This is a genomic window from Sphingobium sp. IP1 (assembly GCF_002708645.1).
Lineage (GTDB): Bacteria > Pseudomonadota > Alphaproteobacteria > Sphingomonadales > Sphingomonadaceae > Sphingobium > Sphingobium yanoikuyae.
The window spans coordinates 76,639-97,089 of the sequence record NZ_NOIW01000001.1 but is presented as its reverse complement, the minus strand read 5'-3'; the positions used below and the strand labels follow the sequence as shown (position 1 = coordinate 97,089).

Here is a 20,451-nt window from a genome sequence, read left to right as displayed (position 1 = left end):
CGGCCGCTCGACGCGACTGAAAGGGAAGCCGATGTCCTCTGCCCCGCCCGTTGCCTGGCATGCGCTGCCGCCCGAAGAGGCGCTGGCAATGCTGTCCGTCGAAGCGACCGGGCTGGACCAGCGCGATGCCGAGGCCCGGCTGCGGCGCTATGGCCCCAATGCCCTGCCCGAAGCGCCGCGCCAGCATCCGCTGTTGCGATTCCTGGCGCATTTCAATAGCGTGCTGATCTATTTCCTGCTGGGTGCGGCGCTGATCGCCCTGCTGCTGAATCACGGCATCGATGCCGCCGTGATCCTGGCCGTGGTGCTGGTGAATGCGGTCGTCGGCTTCATCCAGGAGGGCAAGGCCGAGGAAGCGCTGGGCGCGATCCAGGACATGATCGCGCCGCATGCCATGGTGCTGCGCAGCGGCGAACGGCGGGTGGTGGCGGTGCCCGATCTGGTGCCCGGTGACATCGTGCTGCTGGAAGCGGGTGACCGGGTGCCGGCCGACATCCGGCTGCTGCGCGCCCGCGGCCTGCTGATCGACGAGGCGGCACTGACCGGCGAATCGGTCGCGGCGGAAAAGCATCAGACGCTGATCGCCGCCGACGCCGGCATCGCCGACCAGAGCAACATGGCCTTTTCCGGCACGCTGGTCGCCGCCGGCCAGGCGGCCGGGCTGGTGGTCGAGACCGGCAGCCATACCCAGATCGGTCGGATCAGCGGCATGCTGAAGGCGGTCGAGGTCGGCAAGACGCCGCTGGTGCGGCAGATCGACGATTTCGCCCGGCTCATGACTTGGTCGGTGCTGGCCGGCGCGGTCGTCCTGTTCCTGTTCGCGGTGCTGGCGCGCGGCTTCCACTGGATCGATGCGCTGATCGCCATCGTTGCCCTGTCGGTCGGCGTCGTGCCGGAAGGACTGCCCGCCGTCATCACCATCACGCTGGCCATCGGCGTGCAGCGCATGGCCGCGCGCCAGGCGGTGATCCGGCGCCTGCCAGCGGTAGAGACGCTGGGCGCCACATCGGTGATCTGCACCGACAAGACCGGCACGCTGACCCGCAACGAGATGACGGTGCGCCACCTGCTGCTGCCCGGCGGCGACCTGCATGTCAGCGGATCGGGCTATGCGCCGACGGGCGCCATCAGCGTGACCGAGGGCAGCGACGATGCCGAGGCTCTGGCCGATGCCGCGCCGATCCTGCGCTGCGGGCTGCTGTGCAATGACGCTTTGCTGCGCCAAGCGGATGACGGCTGGACCGTGCAGGGCGACCCGATGGAGGGGGCACTGGTCGCGCTGGCGATGAAGGCGGGGCTGAGCGCCGACCATGTGCGCGACGAATGGCCGCGGATCGACGAAATCCCGTTCGACGCCGCCTATCGCTTCATGGCGACGCTGCATCGCGCGCCCGATGGCAGCAGCGCCATCTTCATCAAGGGTGCGCCCGAAGCGGTGCTGGCGATGACCGGCGCGGATGCCGTCGCCTGGGACGCGCGGCTGTCGGCCGCCGCCGACCGGGGCGAACGCCTGCTAGGCTTTGCCGTCAAGCGTATCACAGGGGCGCCCGACCGGATCGGCTTCGACGATCTGATGAGCGGGGTCGAGCTGCTGGGGCTGATGGGCTTCATCGATCCGCCACGCGACGAGGCGCGGCAGGCGATCGCCCAGTGCCGGTCGGCCGGCATCGCGGTCAAGATGATTACCGGCGACCATGTCGGCACCGCCATCGCCATCGCCCGCCAACTGGCGCTGGACGATGATCCCCAGGCGATGAGCGGCGCCGAGGTCGAGGCGCTGGATGATGAGGCGCTGGCGGCGCGGGTGCGCGATGTCGACGTGTTCGCCCGCTCCTCCCCCGAGCACAAGCTGCGCATCGTCCGCGCGCTCCAGTCGCACGGGCTGGTCGTCGCCATGACCGGCGACGGCGTCAACGACGCGCCTTCGCTGAAACAGGCCGATGTCGGCACGGCGATGGGGATCAAGGGCACGGAGGCCGCCAAGGAAGCGGCCGAGATGGTGTTGCTGGACGATAATTTCGCGTCGATCGTGGCGGCCGTGCGCGAAGGACGCACCGTCTATGACAATATCCGCAAGGTCATCAGCTGGACGCTGCCGACCAATGGCGGCGAGACGCTGGCGGTGGTGATCGCGATCATTGCCGGCTTTGCCCTGCCGATGACGGCGACGCAGATATTGTGGATCAACCTGGTGCTGACGGTGACGCTGGGGCTGGTGCTGGCGTTCGAGCCGACCGAGCCGGGGACGATGGAACGGCGGCCGCGTGCCGCCGGTGCCCCCCTGCTTTCCCCCTTCCTGCTGTGGCGCATCATGCTGGTATCGGTGCTGATGGGGGCGATGGCGCTGGGGATATTCTTCTATGCCCAGCATGTCGGCCACGACATCGATACCGCCCGGACCATGGTGGTCAACATGCTGATCGTGGGCGAGATATTCTATCTGTTCAATGTCCGCTTCCTGCACATGCGATCGCTGACGCTGCGCGGCGCGATAGGCACGCCGATCGTGCTGGCGGCGATCGTGGCGGTGGTGATCGCCCAGCTGCTCTTCACCTATGCGCCGTTCATGCACGATATTTTCGACAGCCGGCCGCTGTCGCTGACCGACGGGCTGATGATCATCGGCCTGGGCGCGGCGATGTTCGCCCTGCTGGAACTCGAAAAGCTGGCCGCCCATCGGCTCGCCTGGTTCGAGGATATCTGACCGCCATTATCAACCGTCCAACCGCCGCAGAAGAAGGAGGAAATCATGCCGACGACCATGCGAGCCGCGATTGCCAGAACGTTCAAGGCGCCGCTGACGATCGAGGAGATAGCGATACCCGAGCCGGGGCCCGGCGAGGTGCTGGTGAAGATCGTCGCCAGTGGCGTGTGCCATACCGACCTGCACGCGATCGACGGCGACTGGCCGGTGAAGCCGACCCTGCCGCTGATCCCCGGCCATGAGGGCGTGGGCCATGTGGTGGCACTGGGCGCGGGTGTCACCGACCTGAAGGAAGGCGACGCCGTCGGCATCCCCTGGCTGCACGATGCCTGCCGCGCCTGCGAATATTGCGAGACCGGCTGGGAAACGCTGTGCGAGCGGCAGCATAATACCGGCTACAGCGTCAACGGCACCTATGCCGAATATGCGATCGCCAGCGCCCCCTTTGCCGGCCGCCTGCCCGACAGCGTCGACTTCGTGACGATGGCGCCCATCCTGTGCGCGGGCGTCACCGTCTACAAGGGGCTGAAGGAAACCGAGGCGAAGCCGGGCGAATGGGTGACCATTTCCGGCGTCGGCGGGCTGGGCCATGTCGCCGTGCAATATGCCAAGGCGATGGGCCTGCATGTCGTGGCGCTGGACATTGGCGAGAGCAAGCTGGAGCTGGCCCGGTCGCTGGGCGCGGACCTGGCGCTGGATGCGCGGGCCGACAATGTCGTGGCGGAAGTGCAGAATGCGACCGGCGGCGGCGCCCATGGCGTGCTGGTGACGGCGGTGTCGCCCCCCGCCTTTGCCCAGGCGATCGCCTGCACCCGCCGACGCGCGACCGTCAGCCTGGTCGGCCTGCCGCCGGGCGATTTCCCGACGCCGATCTTCGACGTGGTGCTCAAGCGCGTGACCGTGCGCGGGTCGATCGTCGGCACGCGGCGCGACCTGGCCGAAGCGATCGCCTTCGCGGTCGAGGGCAAGGTGAAGGCGCATGTGACGCCCCGGCCGTTCGACGATGTGAACGCCGTGCTGGACGAATTGCGCGCCGGCAAGGTGGACGGGCGCATCTCGCTCACCCTGTAACGGGCGGGTGATGGCCGGGCGCGGGCGGTGCATGCCGCCCGCGCCGCCGGTCAGCGGCGCGCCTCGAAGATGGAGATGCGGCGCGGCTGGCGCGGCTGCACCGCCTGGCCCAGTTCGCGTTGCAGCATGGCCAGCATCCAGGCGCGGTGCCGGGCCATGAATTCGGGGAAACCCTCTGCCCTGGCCGGGTCGAACACGGGCACCTGCCAGTCGGCCGGCTGATCGAGATAGGGCGGGATCACGTCGCCCGCCGCCTCGGCCGGCAGGTCGACATGGCTGCCCCAGTATCGATTGTCGCGGAAGCGGATAAATTGGGCCGGGGCGAAGCCTGCCTTGATGAGATAATCGGGGCCGGACCGACCGCTTTCGCTGCCATAGCGGGCGGTGCCGGCGACCTTGAAGTCATTTTCAACGATGCGGACATCCTGCGCCCAGCCATCCCAGTTGGTCGCCACCACCATCTGCACATCCATGCCCTTGCCGACATGGATCACATTCTTTTCCACCAGCACGTCGGAGACATTGCCGGCGAGCTGGAAGATGCGCAGCGCGTCGTTGCGGCTGACATTATAGCGCGCGACGGTGCCGCGATTGCCCAGATTATCCTTGTCGTTGCGGCCGGGCGAACAGATCAGCAGGAAGCCGCCAGCATTGTCGTGGCTGTAATTGTAGAGCAATGTCGTGCGGCGCGAATTGAAGTCGCTGTCGAAGCCCTGTCCGTCATAGCGGGTGCGGGTATAGGCGGCCTCGTTGAGCTGGATCAGGCTGTTGTCGGTGCTCCACTGCCAGATGCCGGCATTATAGCCGGGCGCTCGGGCACCGGCATAGCGCACGATATTATGTTCGATCAGGGCGCCGTCGGTGCCGCGCGGAACGATGCCGTCGCCGCCAATATCCTCGACCAGATTGTCGCGGATCACGATCTTTTCGCTCGGGAACCAGTCCTTGGCGCTGATCCGGTCGGCGATGCCGGCAATGCCGGACCGGTCGACCTTCCAGACGATATTGCGTTCAATCACCAGATCCTGAAAGCGGGTCGGCAGCTTCTTGCCGGTCGCACTGAAGACGATGCCGCCATTATCCTTGCGATCATTCACGCCGCGCACGTCGTGGATATACATGTCGCTGATGCGGATGCCGCGCGTCACGCCCCGGTCGATCGCCGAGACCAGCACGCCGAAACGCTGGGCCGGGGCGGGATTGTCGTTGGTGACTTCCAGCCCGCTGACGCTGACATATTCGGCGTTGATGACGCCCACGCCATGGGGCGAGACGCCGCCGGCGTCGATGCGCGGCCGTGCGCCGGTGCCGAAGGCGGCAACGCTGATCGGCGCGCCGGAGCGGCCCGAGCGGGTGATGGTAAGCGGCTCCTGCCAACGCGATCCGGCCATCAGCAGCACCTGATCGCCGGGCATCAGCGGATAGTCGCGCACCCGCGCCAGGCTGCGCCAGGGCTGGTCGGCAGTGGTGCCGGCGGCGCGATCATTGCCGGTGGCGCTGTTGACATAATAGGTCGTCGCCTGCGCCGCGGATGTCGCACCCGCGGTCAGGACCAGGAAAGGCAGGAAGATTGTCAGCGCCCGGCCATGCCGGCTTTTACCCATGATCATATTGCGCGCCATTCTATCGGTCGCGCGCTGAATGCAAGGTGAAGTCGCCTCAGCCTGGCGTGCGGCAGGCCTGGCGCAGGTCGATTTCGGGTGCCGGCGCGCTATCGGCGGGGAGAGCGATGCCCTGTGCCTGCGCCACCCGTTCGATGATGCCACCGCCGCCCGGCAGGACTTCCGCCTGGGCATAGGCCGGGTCAGCCTCCGCCTTTGCCAGCGGAATATAGCGCGCGCCGGCAGCGTCGAGCCGGGCCATGACATCGGACAGGGTGTCGGCGGTCCAGGCGCCGACATGGAGCAGCAGCACATGCGGGATCGGGCGGCCATGGACGCGCTGGGCATTGGCCTTTGCCCGCGCGATCGCCTGATCGACCACCGCCAGATAGTCGCGCTTCATCGCCGCGATCATGCGATCGTCCCCCTGCGCGCGGCAGCGGGCATAGGCGTCGCTATAATCCCAGTCCTCGAAAGCCAGGCTGACGCTGGCGATGCGATAGCCGCGCTGCTTCAGGAAGGCGGCGGCGCCGTCATGGCGGGTCACGTCCTTGCCGCTCGACAGGTTGGGGAAGCGCAGCCAGTGCCAGTCCCCTTTCCCCATATGCCGTTCCAGCGCCGGCTCGCCCGCGATCACATCCGCCTGCCAGGCGTCGAGCGAGGACGCGCCGTCGAGATTCAAATGGCTGTAGCTGTGGTTGGCGAGCGGATAGCCGGCCTGGCGCCAGAGCGTCAGCACCGCGTCCGACGCCGGATCGTCCGCCAGGCCGCGCGCATTGACGAAGCCATAGGCCTGCGCGACATGATGCGCCTTCAGCGTCGCCAGGAAGCGGCGGGCGATGTCGGCGCGGGTGGTGCCGGGCGGCAACTGGCCATGGGCGGGCAGATCATCGACCGTGATCGCGACATCGAACCGGGGCGGATCGCCCGCCTGCGCCGCCGCTGCGCTGCCCAGCAGCAGGCAAAGGGCCATGGCCCGCTTCATCATTCCTGCCTCTCCCGCTGAATGTCCGCAGCGGTCCTAGCCCGGCCGCGCGGATCATTCGAGCAGTTTCAGCACATCCTGTTGCCGGGCATTGGCCTGGGCCAGCATCGCCGTTGCCGCCTGCGACAGGATCTGGCTCTTGGCGAGGGCGGTGGATTCGGTGGAAAAGTCCGCATCCTCGATCCGCGAGCGGGCGTCGGTGAGGTTGACGATATTGGTGTCGAGCTGGCTGGAGATGGATTCCAGCCGGCTCTGCGCCGCGCCCAGATTGACGCGGGCGGTCGATATCTGCGCCAGCGCCGCGTCGATCACCGCCAGCCCCTGCTGCGCGGTCACGCCGATCTGGGCGTAGGATTTATAATCGGAATCGGTGAAGGCGACATAGCCTTCCGGGTCCATCCAGCCGGTGCTGCCGACATCATTGGTGCGGTAGACGGCGGCCACATCAACATCATAGTCCAGGGTCAGATCGATATTGCTGATCCCCACGAAGCGCATCGTGCCGTTCACAGCAAGGTCGGTGCCCAGCAGGGCGAAATCGTCGCCATTGCTGCGCAGGGTCGGCAGGATGATGGCGACATTGTCGGTCGCATTGGCACCGGCCTGGACATTGATGACGGTGCTGCCAGCGCTGTGCATGAGTTCATCGCGATAATACCCATAGCCGCTGTAATCGAGCAAATCGCCATCCGCATTATAGTCGCGGGCCGCCGTCCCTTGCGCCGTGTTCGAAAACAGGTTCACGCCGTTGAACTCGCTATTCTGCAGCAGCGCGTTGATATGGGCGACGGTCTGGTCCAGCTCGGTCTGGAGTGCGGCGCGATCCTCCGGCCGGTTGACGCCATTGGCCGCCTGCAACGTCAGTTCGCGCATGCGCTGCAGGCTATTCTGGACCTCGCCCAATATGCCTTCGGCCGTCTGGGTCAGCGATATGGCGTCGGCCGCGTTGCGCTTGGCCACTTCCATGCCGCGCAGCTGGCTGGTCATGGTCTGGGCGATGGCCATGCCGGCCGCATCATCCTTGGCCGAATTGATCCGCTTGCCCGTCGACAATTTCTCGCTTGCCTGGCCCTGGGCCTTGGTGGCCGCCTCGATCGCCCGCTGCGCGCGCAGCGCCGCGCTGTTGGTTCCGATCACGCTCATGGGATGTCCTCCATCCATGCCAGGCAGGAAGATGCCGGCGTCTGTGGGGCCGGGCGACGCGGGTCGCAGTGCGCCGCCCGGCAACCGAAAGGCGTTGCCCCCAAACGGTCCGGCCCGTGATGGCGAAGCGGCGGTCGCCGGCCTATCCGGTTAATTCCCGGATAAGATTGAAACGGCAGGGAATTTCCCGGCTTGGCAGGCGGGTGATCCGGGCTAGGACAGGGCCATGGCCACCCTGTCCCCCACAAGCGCCCGGCTGCGCCCTTTCCGCCTGGAGGCGCGCGCCATCGACTGGCGGCTGGTGGCGCTGCTGCTGGCCTATCCCTTTGCGTTCAAGCTGGCGCATATGGCGGCCAGCCCGTGGGGCGGCGCGCATTTCTTCAGCCTCTGGTATCCCGCTGCCGGCGTGCGGCTGGCGCTGCTATGGCGGATCGGCGCGCGCTACACGCCGGTCCTGATCGTCGAGGAATGCGTGATCCAGTTGCTGACCGGCACGATCGTGTCGGACGGCCCCGAATTTCTCAACCAGCTGGGCGGGGTCGCGCGCGCGCCCGCCGCCTATGGCCTGATGATCGCGCTGGTGCGCTTCATCGAACGACGCAGCCGGTCGGAACTGGCGATCGCGCCGATGCCCTTCGGCCTGGCCGCGGTGCTGGCGCCGACGCTGGTGTCCTTCACCGCGGGCTTCTGGGAATGGCTGTGGCCCGGCGTGTCGGGCACCCTGCCCAGCCAGCCGATCGCCACCACCATCGCCGCCTTCCTGGTCGGCGACCTGCTGGGCGTGCTGCTGGTCGCGCCGCCCCTGCTGTGGATCGGCACGCGCAACGAAGAGGCGCGGCGGCTGATGCAGATCGGGCGCGGGCGCGCGGTCGAGGCGGCCGCCGTCTTCGTCTTTGCCTGGCTGCTCGCCTGGGGGCTGGCGCGGGTCGAACCCCAGATCGCGGTCACGCCAGTGCTGATCGGCGCGATCTGGGTGGGGCTGCGCTGCGGCCGGCTGGGCGCGTGGATCGCGATCATCCTGTCGGCCGCGATCATCCTGCCCTGGTCGGCACCATTGTCGGCCAGCGCCACCCGCTTCGCGCTGCACATGGGCCTCGCCGCCATGGCGATCGCCACCTATCTCGCCGGCAGCTTTGCCGAGGCGCAGATTCGCGCCCGCGAGGATATCGCCCGGCGCGACCGCATCCTGTTCCAGGCCGAACGGCTGAAGACGCTGCGCGCCATGTCGGTGGCGATCATCCACGAGATCAGCCAGCCGCTGTCGACGCTGGCGATCGAGACCCGGCATCTGTCCGCCCTGTCGCGCGATCCGCAGCCCGACCCGGCGGAGATGCGGGAGAGCATCGAACTGGTCGATCGCAAGGCGGCTTTGCTGGCCGACATGGTGCGACGGCTGCGCAGCTTTGGCGGGCGCGCGGTCGATGAACCATCGCCGATCATCGTCGGCCAGATGCTGCGCGACTGCGCCGGCATGGTCGGCGGCGAGGCGCGCAGCCTGGGCTGCGCCATCAGCCTGCCGCCGATGGATGCACGCTTGCAGGTCACCGGGCATGAGATCGAACTGACCCAGATATTGCTCAACCTGCTGCGCAACGCGATGCTGGCGGCGCCCGGATCGACCATCGAGATCGCCGTGGAAAGCCGGGCCGATCAGGTGACGATCCATGTCGCCAACCCGGTCCCTTCCCCCACCCCCGACTATGGCGGCATGGGCATCGGCCTGCTGGTGGCGCGTGCCATCGCCGACGCCCATGGCGGCACGCTGACCCGCGACATCGCGCAGGGCCGCGCGCGCGCCAGCCTGTCGCTGCCCCGCACGGAGCCCAGCCATGACTGACCCGGCCGATCCCGCCATCATCCATGTGGTCGATGACGACCCTGATCTGGGCCGGGCGGTGGCGCGGCTGCTGGGGCGGCACGGCTATCGCACCCAGGCGTTCGACACGCCCCGCGCGATGCTGCGCGCCCAGGCCGACGAGCCGGCCCATTGCCTGGTCACCGACGTGATGATGGCGGACATGGACGGCTTTGCCTTTGCCGAGCGGATGCGGGCGCAGGATCCGGCGGTGGCGATCATCTTCATGACGGCCTGGCCGACCACCAGCAGCGCGGTGGATTCGGTGCGCCGCTATGGCGGGCTCGACTATCTGGAAAAGCCGATCGACGAGGGCCGGCTGCTGGCCGCCGTGGCGGAGGGCGCGCGCTGGAGCCGGCAGCGGCGCGGGGCGCTGGCCCGGCTGGCGCCGCTGACCCCGCGCGAGCGCGAGGTGCTGCACTGCCTGGCCCAGGGGATGAGCAACAAGATGGTCGCCGCCGCCCTGTCGCTCAGCCCCAAGACGATCGAGGATCATCGCGCCGCGATCGTCGCCAAGACCGGCGCCAGCAGTCCCGCTGCCCTGATCGCCCTGGTGCGGGAGGCGAGCGGCACCGACGGCTAGATTGTCTTGTTGTGCGCGGCGATGGTCGGGCTATCTAGACCGATGATCGATCCCCGCGCGCTTCGCACCTTCCTCGCCGTCTGCCGTGCCAACTCGATCAGCGGCGGCGCGCGGCTGCTCAACATCTCCCAGCCATCGGTGTCCAATGCGATCGCGCAACTGGAACAGTCGGTCGGCGCGGCCCTGTTCGCCCGGTCGCGCAGCGGCATCAGCCTGACGCCGGAGGGCGAAGTGCTGCTGCGCCGGGCGGAGGCGGTCGACAGCCTGATCAGCGGCGCGGAGGAGGAATTGCGGCTGGCGCGCGCGGGCGTGACCGGGCCGCTGCGCGTCGGCGGCACGCCGGGCGCCCTCGTCAGCCTGCTGCCCGACGCGGTGCGACGGCTGGAGGACAAGATGGGCCATTTCGCGCTGCATGCGGTAGAGCGGCCCGACCATGACCTGGCCGACATGCTGCACCGGGGCGAGATCGAGCTGGCCTTCGTCACCACGGGGCTGGAGGAACCGCCCGAGGGGATCGAGGAAATCACCTTCGCGCAGGATCCGTTCGCGCTGGTCGTGGGGCGCCGCAACGACCATCTGCCGGCCGAGGTGTCGCTGCGCGACATGATGGCCAAGCGCTGGGTGCTGCCGGAGGCGCGGGGCGCCTTTCGCCGGCAGATCGACGCGCTGTTCATGGCGGCGGGCGTGCCGGTGCCGCAGGATGTGATCCGGTGCGACTCCCTGCTGACGACCAAGGCGATGGTGCGGAACAGCAGCCGGCTCACCATCCTGCCGATGAAGGTGGCGGCGGCCGAATTGTCGATCGGCGTGCTGCGCGCGATCGCCATTCGCGAAGCGACCTTCCAGCGCAGCATCGGCATCCGCAAGCTGAAGGATGCGCGCCTGTCGCGGCTGGGCGAGGCGCTGCTGGACATCATGATCCATAGCTCCAAACTATGATGTTCCCAAAAATCATTATTATTCTTGCGTATAAATTCGGCGCATAAGGGCATTCAACAAGAGACTTCGGGAGAGCCCTCGTGCGGCAGCTGATCCGCAATATTGCGATTTTCGACGGGACCGGCAGTGCGCCCTTCCCCGGCGCGGTCCTGATCGAGGGCGATCGCATCGCCGACATTCTGCGCGACGAGGCGGCGATCGATGCGGCGCAGGCCGACATGGTGATCGACGGCCAGGGCGCGACGCTGATGCCCGGCATGGTCGACGCCCATACCCATCTGACCTGGGGCAGTTCGGTCGAGAAAATCTATCATCAGTTCATCCTGCCGCCCGAAGAGCTGAAGGTCGCCGCCTGGCGCAATGCCCGCGTGCTGCTCGACCATGGCTATACCAGCCTCTATTCGGCCGGCGCGCTGGGCGACCAGATTGAACCGGAACTGGCCCGCGCCATTGCGGCCGGCGAAACCCCCGGCCCGCGGCTGGTGCCCTCCACGCTGGAGCGTAGCCCGGAAGGCGAGGAAGGGGTCGAAACCGGCGATGTGTTCAACGGGCGGGGGCCCGAAGCAATGCGCGCCTTCGTCGCCTATTGCGCGGCGGAGGGCGTCAAGTCGCTCAAGCTGGTGATTTCGGGCGAGGATGCGCTCAAGCCCGGATCGTCGCAGGATATCCTCTACACTGACGCGGAAATGATCGCGGCCGGCGAGGCGGCGAAGGAGGCAGGCCTGTGGATCGCCACCCATGCCTATAGCCCGCGCGCCATCAATCTGGCGCTCGAAGCCGGCGCCCGCATCCTCTATCATTGTTCCTTCGCCGACGATGCGGCGGTCGACGCCATGGCGGCGAAGAAGGATGCCATCTTCTACGCCCCCGGTCCCGGCGTATCGGTCGCCGCGCTGGAGGCCAATCCGCCGCCCCATATCAATATGGCGTCGATGAAGGCGAGCGCAGCCGAGCGGCTGGAACTGGAAAAGACATTGGTGCCCAAATTGAAGGCGCGCGGCGTGCGTGTCCTGCCCGGCGGCGACTATGGTTTCCCCTTCAACCCGCATGGCCGCAACGCCCGCGACCTGGAACATTTCGTCACCTATTATGGCTTCACCCCGGCCGAGGCGCTGCACGCCGCCACCATGCTGGGCGGCGAGCTGATGGACCAGCCCGTCGGCCAGGTGAAGCCCGGCTATCTCGCCGACCTGCTGCTGGTCGAGGGTGATCCGACGACGGACGTCCGCCTGCTGCAGGATGCGGCCAATATCAAGATGATCATGCTGGGCGGGCGGATGCACAAATCCCCCGTGCCCGAGCCCCTGACGGTCTGACCGGAAAGACGCTTTCATGTTCGACGTTGCGATCATCGGCTGCGGGCCGGTGGGGGCCTTTGCGGCCAATTTACTTGGGAAGGCGGGTGTCTCGGTCCTGGTGATCGAGCGCGAGGCCAACCCCTATCCCCTGCCCCGTGCGGTCCATCTGGACCATGAGATGATGCGCCTGTTCCAGTCGGCCGGCGTCATCGACCGGGTCGCGCCGGACATGCGCGATACCGAAGGCCATCTGCATGTCGGCGCCGATCATGGCGTGATCCGCTACATGGGCACGGTCGGCCGTCCCCGCCCCTATAGCTGGTCCAACGACTATTTCTTCTACCAGCCCGAACTGGAAGACCATCTGCGCGACGCGCTGGACGTCTATCCCAATGTCGAGCTGTCGCTCGGCACCGCGTTCGAGGCGCTGGCGCAGGATAAGGACGGCGTCACGCTGACGCTGCGGTCGCACGCCGGCGAGGAACAGGTCCGCGCCCGCTATGTCATCGCCTGCGACGGCGCCCGCAGCGCGGTGCGCAAGGCGCTCGACATCGGCCTTGATGATCTGGATTTCGAGGAACCCTGGCTGGTGGTCGATGCCGAGGTCGACGGCCCGGTCCGCTTCCCCGACCTGTGGGGCGTACCGGACGCCGCCGACCTGCAGAAATTGTCGGTGATGATGTGCGATCCCAAGCGCCCGGCCACCATCGTGCCGGGTCGTGGCAATCATCGTCGTTGGGAATTCATGCTGCTGCCCGGCGAAGATGACCAGGCGATGATGCAGCCCGATGCGGTGGCTGCGCTGGTCGCCCCCTATCTTGACAGCGTGCCGCACCAGGTGGTGCGCGCGGCTACCTATCGTTTCCATGGACTGATCGCCGAGCGGTGGCGGCAGGGCGGCGTCTTCCTGGCCGGCGATGCCGCGCACCAGACGCCGCCCTTTTTCGGCCAGGGCATGTGCCATGGCCTGCGCGACGCCGCGAACCTGGCCTGGAAGCTGGAACTGGTGCTGGCGGGCAAGGCGCCCGAGAGCCTGCTCGACAGCTATCAGCCCGAGCGCGATCCCCATGTCCGCGCCGTCATCTCCGCCGCCGTGGGCGCGGGCCGCTATATCTGCGTGCTCGACCCCGACGCCGCCGCCGCGCGCGACCATCAGTTGCGCGAAGCCGCCAAGGGCGCCCAGAGCGGCACCGCTGCCGACCTGATCCCCGCCATCGCCACCGGCATCATCGCCACCGGGACGCCGGGTGCGGGCGAACGCTTCATCCAGCCGCGCGTCGGCGATCGGCTGCTCGATGATGTGACCGGCGATGGCTGGCGCCTGTTCACCCGCCAGCCGGTTGTCGGCGGTGACGTGACCGTGATCGATGTCGCGGACCTGGGCGATGACGGCCATGTCGCCGACTGGCTCGACGCCCGTGGCGCCGAGGCGGTGCTGGTCCGCCCCGACCATTATGTCTTCGGCACTGGCGCCCCCGCAGAACTGATCGCCCGGCGCGACGCGCTGATCGCCGGCACCGCCCCGCAGGAGATCGCGGCATGACCCTCTCGCTCGCCCAGGCCCGCGCCATCATCGACGCCGCGCTTGCCAAGGCACGCGCCGATGGCGCCCAGCCGCTGGCCGTCATCATACTCGATACCGGTGCCCATCCGGTCGCCTTTGCCCGCGAAGATGGCGCCAGCCTGTTCCGTTTCGACATCGCGAAGGCCAAAGCCTCGGGCGCATTGGGGATGGGCGCGGATACGCGGGTGCTGGCCACCCGCGCCGCGTCCAACCCTGTCTTTTTCCAGAGCATCGCGGCGGCCACCGGCCAGATGGCCTTTTCGCCGGGCGGCGTGCTGATCCGTGATGCGGACGGCGGGCTGATCGGCGCGGTCGGCATCAGCGGCGACACCGGCGAGTGCGACGAAGCCTGCGCCATCGCCGGCATTCAGGTCGCCGGCCTCTTCCACGGAGACAGAAAATGAAGCTGCGCAGCATCGAACTGGCGCTGCCCCATGCGGGTGAGGCCGCCGCCTTCCTGACCGACATCTGGGGCATGGCCCCGGCAGCGCAAGAAGGCGAAACCCATTATCTGCGCGGATCGGGCAGCTATCCCTATCTCGTGGCGCTGACGGAATCGGCCGACGCCTATGTCCGCTCCACCACCTTTGTCTGCACCGCCGAGCGGCTGGAGCAGCTGAAGCGCAGCGTCACTGCCGCCGGCCTGCCCGCGACGCCGGTCATTTCGGAAGATCCGGGCGGTGGCCATGGCATCATCGTCGAACTGGCCGAGGGCGAATTGCTGCGCTTCCTGGTCGATGCCGAGGAGGTCGCGCCGATCGCGGGCGCCGACCTGCCGGTGAAGCTGACCCATGTTGTCTTCAACAGCGCCGATGCGGAGGCGACCGGCCATCTGGTCGAGGAGGCGCTGGGCTTCCGCGTGTCGGACCGGACCAAGGGCATGGTGTTCGTGCGCTGCAATGACTCGCACCATTCGACTGCCTTCGCCCGCGCCGGCTTTGCCAGCCTCAACCATATCGCGTTCGAAATGGCGGACATGGACGCGGTGATGCGCGGCATCGGCCGGTTGCGCGACCATGAAATGGTGCCCGCGTGGGGACCCGGCCGCCATGGTCCGGGTGCCAATGTCTTTGCCTATTTCATCGCCCCCTTTGGCCCGGTGATCGAATTTTCGACCGCCGTTGAAAAGGTGGCCGAGGATTATCAGCCCGGTGCGCCGGAGGACTGGACCTGGCCCGAGGGCCGGATCGACCAGTGGGGCATGTCCGACAAGGATTTCGCCGGCCTGCGCGCCGCCGAAGAGAAATTCCGCCACCGCCGCGACTGGGATGCCCGGCCGCTGGACCTGATCAACGAGGAACAAGCCTGATGCGCTATGTCAGTTTCCGCCGTCCCGACGGCACCCCCAGCTTCGGCCGGATCGAGGGCGAGACGATCGTCGAACTGGCGACCGATGCGGCACCCAGCCTGAAGGCCGCGCTGACCGACGGCAGCCTGTCGGGCCTGGCCGACGGCGCATCCTATGCCGCCGCCGATGTCGTGCTGCTGCCGGTGATCCCCGATCCCGCCAAGATCCTGTGCGTCGGCCTCAACTATGCCGAGCATGTCAAGGAAACCGGCCGCGAGCAGAAGGCGCATCCGGCGATCTTCGTGCGCTATGCCGACAGCCTGATCGCCGATGGCCAGCCGATGGTGAAGCCGGCCGTGACCGAGCGTTTCGACTATGAAGGCGAACTGGCGCTTGTGATCGGCAAGCCCGCGCACAAGGTCGCGGCCGCCGACGCCTGGGACTATGTCGCGGGCTATGCCGCCTTCAACGACGGCAGCGCGCGCGACTGGCAGCGCCACAATATCCAGTTCACGCCGGGCAAGACCTTTCCCGGCACCGGCGGCTTCGGCCCGGCGCTGGTGACGCCCGACGAGATTGACGATCTTGCCGCGCTGCGCGTCCAGACCCGCCTCAATGGCGAACTGGTGCAGGACCAGCCGGTCAGCGACATGATCTGGGATATCCCCACGGTCATCGAATATGTCACCGCCTTCACGCCATTAAGCCCCGGCGACGTGATCGCCACCGGCACGCCCGGCGGCGTCGGCGATAAGCGCACCCCGCCGCTCTACATGAAGGCCGGCGACAAGGTCGAAGTGACCATCGGCACCATCGGCACGCTCAGCAACCGCATCATCGACGAACAATAACAATCATCAACCCGCATACCGGGGGAGGACAGACCATGCGTAACATTCACATCACCATTGCGGCCCTCGCCAGCGCGAGCGCCATCGCGATCGCCGCGCCGGCCTTCGCACAGGACGCGACCGCGCCCGAACAGGCGGCACAACCGGCGGACAATTCGGACATCATCGTCACCGCCCAGCGCAAGGCGGAAAAGGTAACCGAGGTGCCGATCTCCATCACCGTGGCCAATGCCGCCCAGCTGGAACGGCAGCAGGTCAACACGATGAACGACCTCAACCGCATCGCGCCGAGCCTGGAAATCCAGCAGGCGCCGGGTCAGAATACCGGCGGCGGCGGGTCGATCCGCGGCATCGGCACCCAGACCTTCTCGGCCGGCGCCGTCGCCTCGGTCGGCGTGGTCGTCGACCAGGTGAGCCAGGGCAACGCCAATATCTCCGACCTGTTCGACGTCAGCCGGATCGAAGTGCTCAAGGGGCCGCAGGGCACGCTGTTCGGCCTCACCACATCGGCCGGCGTCATCAACATCACCACCAATGCGCCCGATCCGACCGGCTTTGCCGCCCGCGTCCGCACCGAATTGTCCGACGCCGGCACGCTGGGGTCGAAGTTCGGCAACCAGATCGTGCAGGGCATGGTCAACATCCCGCTGGCCACCAACGCCGCGATCCGCCTGTCGGGCGTCGCCAATTTCCGCCAGGGGCCGAACCGCAACGCCAGCACCGGCGACTATAATGATACCGATCGCTACGGCATTCGCGGCCGCTTCCTGTGGGAGCCGACCGATCGCCTGACCGTCAATGTCATCGGCGACTATACCAAGAGCCGGATCGAGAATGGCGGCGACTTCTTCACCTTCGTCAAGACCAGCGGTCCGGGCACGGCGCTGGGCGGCCTGTTGGCCGACACCACCGGTATCACCGCCCGGCTTGCCGGCTGCGGCGTGACGCCGGGCGAAGGCAATCGCGACTATTGCAGCGACGACAGCTATGTCGGCCATACCGAAAATTATGGCGGATCGCTGCAGGTCGATTATGAGGCCGATCCCTTCACCCTCACCTCCATCACCGCCTATCGCAAGTCGAACGAGACCGGCTATGGCGCGGCGACCAACGTGTTCCGCGGCGATCCGCTCGAATTGCAGGTCGCCAACGGCCCGACCAACCGCCGCCTGAGCCTCTTCACCCAGGAATTGCGCGTCAGCTCGCCCGCCGACCAGTTCCTGGAATATACCGCTGGCGTCTTCTATTCGAACCAGAAGCAGACTCGCGATCCCGAAACGCTGGCGGTATCGGTCGTGCCCTTCCCCGACCTCGTCATCCCGATCGTGCGCAACCCCGGCGCCGACATCGACATCCAGGATGAATCGCTCGCCGTATTCGGCCAGGGCACCTTCCACCTGTCGCCCGCGCTGCGGCTGATCGCCGGCGGCCGCTACACCACCGATCGCCTGTCGATGGACCGCTACGACTATTTCACCCCGGCCGATCCGTTCAGCCGCACCGTGCTGGACGTCCAGAAATTCTCCTGGCGCCTGGGCGCGCAATATGATCTGGCCAACGACACCATGGTCTATGCGACCGCCTCGCGCGGGTTCAAGGGCGGCCAGATCGCCATCCCCTCGGCGCCGGCCAAGCCCTTCGTCGTGCAGCCGGAAATCCCGACCGCCTATGAACTGGGCCTCAAGAGCACATTGTTCGGCGGCTGGGTCGCGGACCTCAATGTCTTCTACAGCAAGATCAAGAATTTCCAGGCGCAGCAGTGCACGGTGGACAGCACCGCAGTTATTTCCTGCGTCCAGACCAACATCAACGGCGTGAAGTCGCGCGGCGCGGAAATCAACTTCTTCGGCAAGGTCTTCGATGGCCTGTCGCTCAACACCGGCTTCATCTATGCCAAGGCGACCTATCCGGGCGGCTTCATCGGCACCGATGGCACCAATATCGGCGGCAGCCAGCTTGCCTATGCGCCCAAGTACAAGTTCACCCTGTCGGGCGAATATGAAGCGCCGGTCACGAGCCGCCTGCAGGGCTTCCTGGCGGCGGACACGGTGTGGAAGTCGAAGGTGCGCTACGAAGCCAATTCGAACGACGAAACCACCTTCCGTTCGCACTGGCTGGTCGGCGGCCGCATCGGCCTGCGCACCGATGACGATCGCTACAGCGTCGCGATCTTCGGTCGCAACCTGTTCAACGTGCATGAGCCTTCGCTGATGCAGAGCGACTTCCCCTACACCACCGACCAGGGCGAACAGAATATCGGCGCCATCTATGGGCCGCAGTCCTTCCGCCAGATCGGCATCAGCCTGGACGCGAAATTCTGATCCTCCTGGGGCGGGGCGCCGCTGGTGGCGTCCCGTCTTTTTTCCTAATCCTTCTGGCCAGAGGGGACATATGAAGCCGATCAGGGACGCCATCGTCGCACTGGGCACCGATCTGGGACCGGACATACTCGGCCAGTGCCGGGCGCTGTTCGATGCCGAGCAGGCAGCGCTGGCGGCGGCGGTGCCGGTGTCGCAGGCGGACATCTCCTATGGCCCGGATGCCCGCCACCGGCTCGACCTCTATGCCCCCAAGGACGATGCCCCCGCGCCCATTCTGGTCTTCGTCCATGGCGGCGGCTTCCTGAAAGGCGACAAGGGCAGCGCCGACGCCTGGCCCAATGCCAATGTCGGCCGGATGGCGGCTGAGGCCGGTTTCCTGGGCGTCGTCATCAATTATCGCCTTGCCCCCGACCATGGCTGGCCGGCGGGGGCCGAGGATGTCGCGGCGGTCGTCACCTGGCTCAAGGATCATGCCGCCGAGCATGGCGGTGCCCCCGATCGCATCGTCCTAATGGGCACGTCGGCCGGCGCCGTCCATGTCGCGGGCTATCTCAAGCTGGCGGGAAGCGATGCCGTGCGCGCCGCCGTGCTGCTGTCGGGTCTTTACGGCTATACCCCGCTCGATCCGCGCGACACGCTCTATTATGGCGATCCCGCGCTCTACCCGGAGCGCATGCCGCTGGAAGCCGTCGCCGCGACCGACCTGCCGCTGCTGATCGCCTGCGCCGAGTTCGACCCGCCCCGCTTCCAGGCCGAGTTCCTGAGCCTGTTGCAGGACCGGCTGGCGCGCCATGGCGCCATGCCGCGCGCCTTCATCCAGTCGGGCCATAATCATTATAGCATGGCCATGCATCTGGGCACCGCCGACCGGCGGCTGTTGCAAGAAATCTGCGCCTTCGTGCGCGAAACCACCGCCTGACAATTATAATAGGAGAGACGGAACATGCTGGATCGCCGCACCCTTCTGGCTACCGGCGCCGCGCTGATGGCCGCCCCCGCCATCGCCGCGCGCAAGAGCGCCAACCCCAATTTCCCCAAGGGCTTTTATTGGGGCGCGGCCACTGCGCCGCATCAGGTCGAGGGCAATAATATCGCCAGCGACCTGTGGTTCGTGGAGAATCAGCAGCCGACCGTCTTTGCCCAGCCTTCGGGCGACGCCTGCAACAGTTTCGCCCTGTGGGAAACCGACCTCGACCTCGTCAAGGCCATGGGCCTCAACGCCTATCGCTTCGGCATCGAATGGGCACGGATCGAGCCGGAAAAGGGCCTCTTCTCCCAGGCCATGCTCGATCATTACAAGGCGGTGATCGACGGCTGCCATGCGCGCGGCCTGGCCCCCATCGTCACCTTCAGCCATTTCACCGCGCCGCGCTGGTTCAGCGCGCAGGGCGGCTGGACCAACCCGGAAAGCGCGCAGCTTTTCGCCCGCTATTGCGACAAGGCGATGCGCGCGCTGGGCCAGGGCATCGCCAGCGCCATCACCCTCAACGAACCCAATATCCTGCTGCTCCTGAAGCCCATGCTGCCGCCGCAGGTTTGGGACATTCAGAAGCTGACGCTGGAAACCGCCGCCAAGCGGCTGGGCGTGCCCAAATATGTCTGCGCCAATGTCGCCGGCTTCGACGATCTGCCCGCGCTCCAGACCGGCCTCGAAGCCGCGCACAAGGCGGGCAAGGCGGCGATCAAGGCGGTGCGCGGCGACCTGCCGGTCGGTTTCTCGCTGGCGCTGATGGACGATCAGGCGGTCGGTGCCCATTCGGTGCGCGATGCCATGCGCAAGCAGCTCTACGGCAACTGGCTGGAGATTGCGAAGGGCGACGATTTCATCGGCGTCCAGAATTATGAGCGTGCCCTGTGGGGCGACAAGGGCCGCCTGCCCGCGCCCAAGGGATCGGCCGTCAACTGGTCCGGCACCGAAGTCTGGGCGCCCTCGCTCGGCGGCGCGGTGCGCTTCGCCCATGAAGCGACCGGCGTGCCCATCCTGGTGTCCGAACATGGCGTGGGCAGCGATGATGATGCGGTCCGCGCGAAGTTCATTCCCGAAGCGCTCGCCGGGCTCAAGGCCGCGATCGACGATGGCGTGCCGGTGCTGGGCTATTGCCACTGGTCGCTGCTCGACAATTTCGAGTGGATCTTCGGCTACAAGCCCAAATTCGGCCTGCACAGCGTCGATCCGGTGACCTTCGCCCGCACGCCCAAGCCCAGCGCCGCCGTCTATGGCGCGATCGCCCGCCGCAACGCGCTCTGA

16 protein-coding genes are annotated in these 20,451 nt (G+C 67.1%); 13 read left to right on the top strand and 3 right to left on the bottom strand.

Going from position 1 to position 20,451, the window contains the following annotated elements:
• Positions 1 to 31: 31 nt before the first annotated feature.
• On the top strand, positions 32 to 2,704 hold the full coding sequence (locus CG471_RS00455) for an HAD-IC family P-type ATPase (RefSeq protein ID WP_099229820.1): 2,673 nt from the start codon (positions 32 to 34) through the stop codon (positions 2,702 to 2,704).
• Positions 2,705 to 2,749: 45 nt separating this feature from the next.
• On the top strand, positions 2,750 to 3,775 hold the full coding sequence (locus tag CG471_RS00450; RefSeq protein ID WP_004208408.1) for a zinc-dependent alcohol dehydrogenase: 1,026 nt from the start codon (positions 2,750 to 2,752) through the stop codon (positions 3,773 to 3,775).
• Between the two features lie 50 nt (positions 3,776 to 3,825).
• Here the strand turns inward: CG471_RS00450 and CG471_RS00445 are convergent, their stop codons facing one another.
• From CG471_RS00445 to CG471_RS00435, 3 genes are read right to left on the bottom strand one after another with little or no spacing between them, the layout of a single operon-like run.
• Positions 3,826 to 5,385: a right-handed parallel beta-helix repeat-containing protein gene (locus CG471_RS00445; protein ID WP_257211360.1), complete on the bottom strand. Its 1,560-nt coding sequence runs from the start codon at positions 5,383 to 5,385 to the stop codon at positions 3,826 to 3,828.
• Between the two features lie 49 nt (positions 5,386 to 5,434).
• Positions 5,435 to 6,364 carry a polysaccharide deacetylase family protein gene (locus CG471_RS00440; RefSeq protein WP_099229816.1) on the bottom strand — a complete coding sequence of 310 codons (930 nt, stop codon included), beginning with the start codon at positions 6,362 to 6,364 and terminating at the stop codon, positions 5,435 to 5,437.
• A 51-nt stretch (positions 6,365 to 6,415) separates the two neighbouring features.
• On the bottom strand, positions 6,416 to 7,504 hold the full coding sequence (locus CG471_RS00435; protein ID WP_099229814.1) for a flagellin: 1,089 nt from the start codon (positions 7,502 to 7,504) through the stop codon (positions 6,416 to 6,418).
• A 226-nt stretch (positions 7,505 to 7,730) separates the two neighbouring features.
• Between CG471_RS00435 and CG471_RS00430 the strand changes: the two genes are divergently transcribed.
• The 11 genes from CG471_RS00430 to CG471_RS00380 all read left to right on the top strand — a co-directional run bounded on the left by CG471_RS00430 (position 7,731) and on the right by CG471_RS00380 (position 20,451).
• Positions 7,731 to 9,341: a sensor histidine kinase gene (locus CG471_RS00430; RefSeq protein WP_099229812.1), complete on the top strand. Its 1,611-nt coding sequence runs from the start codon at positions 7,731 to 7,733 to the stop codon at positions 9,339 to 9,341.
• Complete coding sequence (locus tag CG471_RS00425; RefSeq protein ID WP_048937626.1) at positions 9,334 to 9,942, top strand: response regulator transcription factor; 609 nt, start codon at positions 9,334 to 9,336, stop codon at positions 9,940 to 9,942. Before CG471_RS00430 ends, CG471_RS00425 begins: the two co-directional genes overlap by 8 nt.
• 42 nt (positions 9,943 to 9,984) lie before the next feature.
• Positions 9,985 to 10,881 (top strand): LysR family transcriptional regulator, encoded by an 897-nt coding sequence (locus CG471_RS00420; RefSeq protein WP_010338918.1) that lies wholly within the window; start codon positions 9,985 to 9,987, stop codon positions 10,879 to 10,881.
• An 80-nt stretch (positions 10,882 to 10,961) separates the two neighbouring features.
• Entirely contained in the window at positions 10,962 to 12,197 is a 1,236-nt protein-coding gene (locus CG471_RS00415) for an amidohydrolase family protein (RefSeq protein ID WP_099229810.1), read from the top strand.
• Between the two features lie 16 nt (positions 12,198 to 12,213).
• Positions 12,214 to 13,722, top strand: coding sequence for a bifunctional 3-(3-hydroxy-phenyl)propionate/3-hydroxycinnamic acid hydroxylase (locus CG471_RS00410; protein WP_099229808.1), 1,509 nt, complete (start codon positions 12,214 to 12,216; stop codon positions 13,720 to 13,722).
• Positions 13,719 to 14,147 carry a heme-binding protein gene (locus CG471_RS00405; protein WP_099229806.1) on the top strand — a complete coding sequence of 143 codons (429 nt, stop codon included), beginning with the start codon at positions 13,719 to 13,721 and terminating at the stop codon, positions 14,145 to 14,147. Before CG471_RS00410 ends, CG471_RS00405 begins: the two co-directional genes overlap by 4 nt.
• Entirely contained in the window at positions 14,144 to 15,052 is a 909-nt protein-coding gene (locus CG471_RS00400; protein ID WP_099229804.1) for a VOC family protein, read from the top strand. Before CG471_RS00405 ends, CG471_RS00400 begins: the two co-directional genes overlap by 4 nt.
• A complete protein-coding gene (locus tag CG471_RS00395) occupies positions 15,052 to 15,882 on the top strand; it encodes a fumarylacetoacetate hydrolase family protein (protein ID WP_063976133.1) in 831 nt (276 codons plus the stop codon). Before CG471_RS00400 ends, CG471_RS00395 begins: the two co-directional genes overlap by 1 nt.
• A gap of 35 nt (positions 15,883 to 15,917) precedes the next feature.
• Positions 15,918 to 18,203 (top strand): TonB-dependent receptor, encoded by a 2,286-nt coding sequence (locus CG471_RS00390; RefSeq protein ID WP_099229802.1) that lies wholly within the window; start codon positions 15,918 to 15,920, stop codon positions 18,201 to 18,203.
• Positions 18,204 to 18,273: 70 nt separating this feature from the next.
• The gene (locus CG471_RS00385; RefSeq protein WP_099229800.1) at positions 18,274 to 19,122 is read left to right on the top strand and encodes an alpha/beta hydrolase; all 849 of its coding nucleotides are present in this window, start codon (positions 18,274 to 18,276) and stop codon (positions 19,120 to 19,122) included.
• Positions 19,123 to 19,146: 24 nt separating this feature from the next.
• Positions 19,147 to 20,451: a family 1 glycosylhydrolase gene (locus CG471_RS00380; RefSeq protein ID WP_099229798.1), complete on the top strand. Its 1,305-nt coding sequence runs from the start codon at positions 19,147 to 19,149 to the stop codon at positions 20,449 to 20,451.

Bases quoted from the DNA above. Each gene is read 5' to 3' on its own strand.
- CG471_RS00455 (WP_099229820.1), top strand. From the start codon at position 32: ATGTCCTCTGCCCCGCCCGTTGCCTGGCATGCGCTGCCGCCCGAAGAG.
- CG471_RS00400 (WP_099229804.1), top strand. From the start codon at position 14,144: ATGAAGCTGCGCAGCATCGAACTGGCGCTGCCCCATGCGGGTGAGGCC.
- CG471_RS00410 (WP_099229808.1), top strand. From the start codon at position 12,214: ATGTTCGACGTTGCGATCATCGGCTGCGGGCCGGTGGGGGCCTTTGCG.
- CG471_RS00390 (WP_099229802.1), top strand. From the start codon at position 15,918: ATGCGTAACATTCACATCACCATTGCGGCCCTCGCCAGCGCGAGCGCC.
- CG471_RS00395 (WP_063976133.1), top strand. From the start codon at position 15,052: ATGCGCTATGTCAGTTTCCGCCGTCCCGACGGCACCCCCAGCTTCGGC.
- CG471_RS00405 (WP_099229806.1), top strand. From the start codon at position 13,719: ATGACCCTCTCGCTCGCCCAGGCCCGCGCCATCATCGACGCCGCGCTT.
- CG471_RS00420 (WP_010338918.1), top strand. From the start codon at position 9,985: ATGATCGATCCCCGCGCGCTTCGCACCTTCCTCGCCGTCTGCCGTGCC.
- CG471_RS00425 (WP_048937626.1), top strand. From the start codon at position 9,334: ATGACTGACCCGGCCGATCCCGCCATCATCCATGTGGTCGATGACGAC.
- CG471_RS00450 (WP_004208408.1), top strand. From the start codon at position 2,750: ATGCCGACGACCATGCGAGCCGCGATTGCCAGAACGTTCAAGGCGCCG.
- CG471_RS00385 (WP_099229800.1), top strand. From the start codon at position 18,274: ATGAAGCCGATCAGGGACGCCATCGTCGCACTGGGCACCGATCTGGGA.
- CG471_RS00440 (WP_099229816.1), bottom strand. From the start codon at position 6,364: ATGATGAAGCGGGCCATGGCCCTTTGCCTGCTGCTGGGCAGCGCAGCG.
- CG471_RS00430 (WP_099229812.1), top strand. From the start codon at position 7,731: ATGGCCACCCTGTCCCCCACAAGCGCCCGGCTGCGCCCTTTCCGCCTG.
- CG471_RS00380 (WP_099229798.1), top strand. From the start codon at position 19,147: ATGCTGGATCGCCGCACCCTTCTGGCTACCGGCGCCGCGCTGATGGCC.
- CG471_RS00435 (WP_099229814.1), bottom strand. From the start codon at position 7,504: ATGAGCGTGATCGGAACCAACAGCGCGGCGCTGCGCGCGCAGCGGGCG.
- CG471_RS00445 (WP_257211360.1), bottom strand. From the start codon at position 5,385: ATGATCATGGGTAAAAGCCGGCATGGCCGGGCGCTGACAATCTTCCTG.